Here is a 4110-nt window from a genome sequence, read left to right on the forward strand (position 1 = left end):
GCGGCAGCTGCTGGAGTTCCGCCGGGCCGCCGGGCCGCTGACGGTGCCGGTGGCCCGGCTGGCGAGTACGGGGGTCCCGTTCGTCTCCGCGCACTCACGGCCGTTCTTCCGCGACGTGAACGACCACCTGACGCGCGCCAACGAGCACGTGGAGGGCCTGGACCGGCTGCTGTCGGACATCCTCTCGGCCCACCTGGCGCAGGTGGGCGTGCGGCAGAACGACGACATGCGGAAGATCTCGGCGTGGGCGGCGATGGCCGCCGTTCCGACCATGGTCGCGGGGATCTACGGCATGAACTTCGAACACATGCCGGAGCTGAAGTGGACATGGTCCTATCCGGCGGTGATCGCGCTGATGGCGCTCGCGGTCCTCGGCCTGTACCGCCAGTTCAAGCGCCGCGGCTGGCTGTAGCCCGCGTCCCCGGCCCCCTTCAGGCGTACTCCGCCTCCGGCACCGGCGGGGTGCCCAGCGCGTCGCGCCGGGCGGGCTGCCGCAGGCTCACCATGCGCCGCCAGCCGCCCAGCCGCTCGTACGCGTACGCCGCGTGGATCCCGGCGGCCAGCAGGGCCGCCTTGGGGCGGGACCAGTGCAGCAGGGTGCCCATGTGGCGCATCACGGCGAGGCTGACGTCCCGGTACACCCGGATCTCGGCCAGGGCGCACTCGCGCAGCACCGTCTGGATCGTGCGGCCGTGCCCCGCGGCGGCGAGGCGGAGGAGCTCCTCGTGGCAGTAGGCGAGGTGGTCGTCCTCGTCCCGGGAGATCATCCGCACCGCGCGTCCCAGCGCGGGGTGGTCGCCGAAGATCCGCAGCAGCTGCCTCATCTGCTCGGAGGCGCGCTGTTCGGTGACCCGGCTGTGGGCCAGGTAGACGATGACGTCCCGGTCGCAGAGCGGTACCTCGCGGCTGAGCCGCTCATGGGCGAGGCCGATGCCCCGGCGTTCCAGCAGCAGGGTGTAGTCGGTCTCCGGCGGCACCTGGGCGGGCATCAGGCCGCGCTGCTTGAGCAGGGCGTTGAAGATCCGGCCGTGCTTGTTTTCGTCGGCGCCGTGCCGGGCGATCTTGGGGCCGAGCGCCCGCAGTCCCGCCGGGACGAGGGCGGCGATCCGGCCGTTCTCCCAGCCGCCCTGGGCCTCGCCGCCGGCGGCGATCGAGCAGAACAGGCGGAACGCCTCGTCGCTGTCGAGGATCTCCTGGAACAGACTCTTCGCCGAGAGCATCACTGCCGCCTTTCGCACCGGTGTCCGCGGAGCGACAGTCAAATTCGGTACCGGCCGGTAGGCAACACGAACGGGTCCGCCGGGGGTACCGCGCGTAACCGTGCGGCGCCCGGTGCGTTGACCCGGGTGACGGCCGTGGCGGGGAGGACCCCCGAGCCCCCACCACGGCCGTGATGCTGTCCGCACCGCCCCCGGGTCAGGCGGCGAGGCCGGAGCGCTCCAGGGCGTCGGTGCCGGCGCGGAGAGCGGCGATCCGCTCCTCCAGGGTGAAGCCGGCGGGGGCCAGCGTCAGCGTGGTGACACCGGCGGCGGCGTAGGCCTGCATCCGGTCGGCGACGCGCTCGACCGGGCCGAGCAGGGTGGTGCGGTCGATGAGCTCGTGCGGGACCGCGGCGGCCGCGCCGCTCTTGTCGCCGGACAGGTACTTGTCCTGGATCTCGGCGGCTTCCTTCTCGTAGCCCATGCGCTGGGCGAGGTTGTTGTAGAAGTTCTGCTTGCGGCTGCCCATGCCGCCGACGTACAGCGCGGTGTAGGGGCGGAACATGTCGGCGAGACCGTTGACGTCCTCGCCGACCGCGAGCGGCAGGGTCGGGCAGACATCGAAGCCGTCCATGGTCTTGCCGGCCTTCTCGCGCCCGGCCCGCAGGTGCTTGACGGCGGTGTCCTCCAGGTGGTCGGCGGAGGGGAAGATGAGCAGGGCGCCGTCGGCGATCTCGCCGGTCTGCTCCAGGTTCTTCGGCCCGATGGCGGCGATGTAGAGCGGGATGTGCTCGCGCTGCGGGTGGACGGTCAGCTTGATGGGCTTGCCCGGGCCGTCCGGCAGCGGCAGCGTCCAGTGCTCGCCCTCGTAGGACAGGCGTTCGCGGGACATCGCCTTGCGCACGATCTCGACGTACTCGCGGGTGCGGGCGAGCGGCTTGTCGAACTTCACGCCGTACCAGCCCTCGGAGACCTGCGGGCCCGAGACCCCGAGGCCCAGGCGGAAGCGGCCGCCGGAGAGCGAGTCGAGGGTGGCGGCGGTCATCGCCGTCATCGCGGGCTGGCGGGCGGGGATCTGCATGATGGCGGAGCCGACGTCGATGGACTCGGTCTGCGCGGCGACCCAGGACAGCACGGTCGGTACGTCGGACCCGTAGGCCTCGGCCGCCCAGCAGACGTCGTATCCGAGCCGGTCCGCCTCCTGCGCGACGGCGAGGTTGTCGCCGTCCATACCGGCTCCCCAGTAACCGAGATTGATGCCGAGCCGCATGGCCACGCTCCCTCTACCGATCAGTAACGTACGTACGGTCCGGACTCTAGCGCGGCCGGCCGGGATGCGGCAGGCCCGGTCGTACGGCGCGTGGTCGTCCACAGGCCGCCACCCCGTTCGGCCTCGGCCAGTAATCTCGCGCCCATGGAGCAGAGGCATCTCGGCCGCACCGGCCTTCGCGTGTCCCGGATCGGGCTCGGCACCCTCACCTGGGGCCGGGACACCGACGAGCACGACGCCGCCGAACAGCTGAAGGCCTTCTGGGACGCGGGCGGCACACTCGTCGACACGGCCGACGTGTACGGCGGCGGGGAGGCCGAGCACCTCCTCGGGCGGCTCGTCGACAGCCTGGTGCCACGGGAGGACCTGGTCATCGCGACGAAGGCCGGCAGCGTTCCGGACCCCTACCGCCGCTTCGACGGCTCGCGCGGTCACCTGCTCGCGGCGCTGGACGCCTCCCTGGAGCGGCTCGGCACGGACTACGTCGACCTGTGGCAGATCCACGCCTTCGATTCGGTGACGCCGCTGGAGGAGACCCTGCAGGCCGTGGACCTGGCCGTGTCGTCGGGGCGTGTCCGGTACGCGGGCGTGTCGAACTTCAGCGGCTGGCAGCTGGCCAAGGCCGCGACGTGGCAGCTCGCCTCGCCCGGGACGCGTACCCGGCTGGCGAGCACCCAGATGGAGTACTCCCTGTTGCAGCGGGGGGTGGAGCGGGAGGTGCTGCCGGCGGCACTGGACCTGGGGGTGGGGCTGCTGCCGTCGTCCCCGCTGGGGCGCGGGGTGCTGACCGGCAAGTACCGCACCGGCACGCCGTCCGACTCGCGCGGCGCCTCGGAGGTGCTCGCCCCCTTCGTCGAGCCGTACCTCGACGACACGGCGAGCCGCATCGTGGACGCGGTGGCGACCGCGGCGGACGGCCTGGCGACGACGGCCCTGCACGTCGCGCTCGCGTGGATCCGGGACCGCCCCGGGGTGGCGGCGCCGGTCGTCGGGGCGCGCAACGCGCGGCAGCTGACCGAGGCGTTGTCAGTGGAGGCGCTTAGTCTTCCTGACGAGATCTGCCAGGCGCTCGACGATGTGTCGGCGCCCGTGCACCGCTATCCGGACCAGGACTGGAGCACGCTGTGACTGCGCTTGACCGGGGAGACACCCCGGACCCCGCGGCCGAGAACGACGAGGCCCGCGAGGAGGCCGCCCACGGCACCGGGGTGTCGGAGGGCGGGCCCGCGGAGGGCGGGGCTCCCGACGGCCCGGGCTCCTCGGAGGCCCGGCAGGCCCCTGCGGGCGCGGTGGGCGGGGCAGCCGGGGGAAGCGGGGAGGACTCGGGCACGGACGGCGCCGGCCCGCCGGCCGGGGAGGAGGCGGACCCGGAGGCCGCGACGGACTCGGACGACGGGGACACGGGACCGGGCGCGTTGTCGGAGGCGGAGGCGGAGCTGGCCGCGCAGCGGGAGCTGCGGGAGCGGATCGAGCGGCGCAAGGCCGAGAAGGAGGGCCCCATCGCCGCCGGGACGAAGCTGAGTGGCCCGGCGGCCGACCTCCTCGCGGCCGTACGGGCCGTGGAGAGCGGCGAGAAGCCGGGCACGGCCTTCTTCGACTCCCCCGCGACCGCCCCGGCCCCCCGCCGCGCGGCACCGGCGG

General features: G+C 73.4%; 4 protein-coding genes and 1 pseudogene. 3 read left to right on the forward strand and 2 right to left on the reverse strand.

What is annotated here, in order from left to right; genetic code table 11:
• On the forward strand, positions 1–412 hold a 412-nt coding region (locus tag IH13_RS0124585; protein WP_031087929.1), incomplete at its 5' end, for a CorA family divalent cation transporter.
• Positions 413–431: 19 nt separating this feature from the next.
• Here the strand turns inward: IH13_RS0124585 and IH13_RS0124590 are convergent.
• Both IH13_RS0124590 and IH13_RS0124595 read right to left on the reverse strand, forming a co-directional pair.
• Positions 432–1220 carry a hypothetical protein gene (locus IH13_RS0124590; protein WP_031087932.1) on the reverse strand — a complete coding sequence of 263 codons (789 nt, stop codon included), beginning with the start codon at positions 1218–1220 and terminating at the stop codon, positions 432–434.
• 196 nt (positions 1221–1416) lie between these two features.
• The gene (locus IH13_RS0124595; RefSeq protein WP_031087933.1) at positions 1417–2469 is read right to left on the reverse strand and encodes an LLM class F420-dependent oxidoreductase; all 1053 of its coding nucleotides are present in this window, start codon (positions 2467–2469) and stop codon (positions 1417–1419) included.
• A 144-nt stretch (positions 2470–2613) separates the two neighbouring features.
• On the opposite strand from IH13_RS0124595, the gene IH13_RS0124600 reads away from it, so the two are divergent.
• Both IH13_RS0124600 and IH13_RS38295 read left to right on the forward strand, forming a co-directional pair.
• Positions 2614–3597, forward strand: a complete 984-nt coding sequence (locus IH13_RS0124600) for an aldo/keto reductase (protein WP_031087935.1) — start codon at positions 2614–2616, stop codon at positions 3595–3597.
• Positions 3594–4110, forward strand: a pseudogene (locus tag IH13_RS38295) (DNA helicase RecD); the annotation flags it as partial. The gene IH13_RS0124600 and the pseudogene IH13_RS38295, both read left to right, overlap by 4 nt.

The organism is Streptomyces sp. NRRL WC-3549, assembly GCF_000721935.1.
GTDB lineage: Bacteria > Actinomycetota > Actinomycetes > Streptomycetales > Streptomycetaceae > Streptomyces.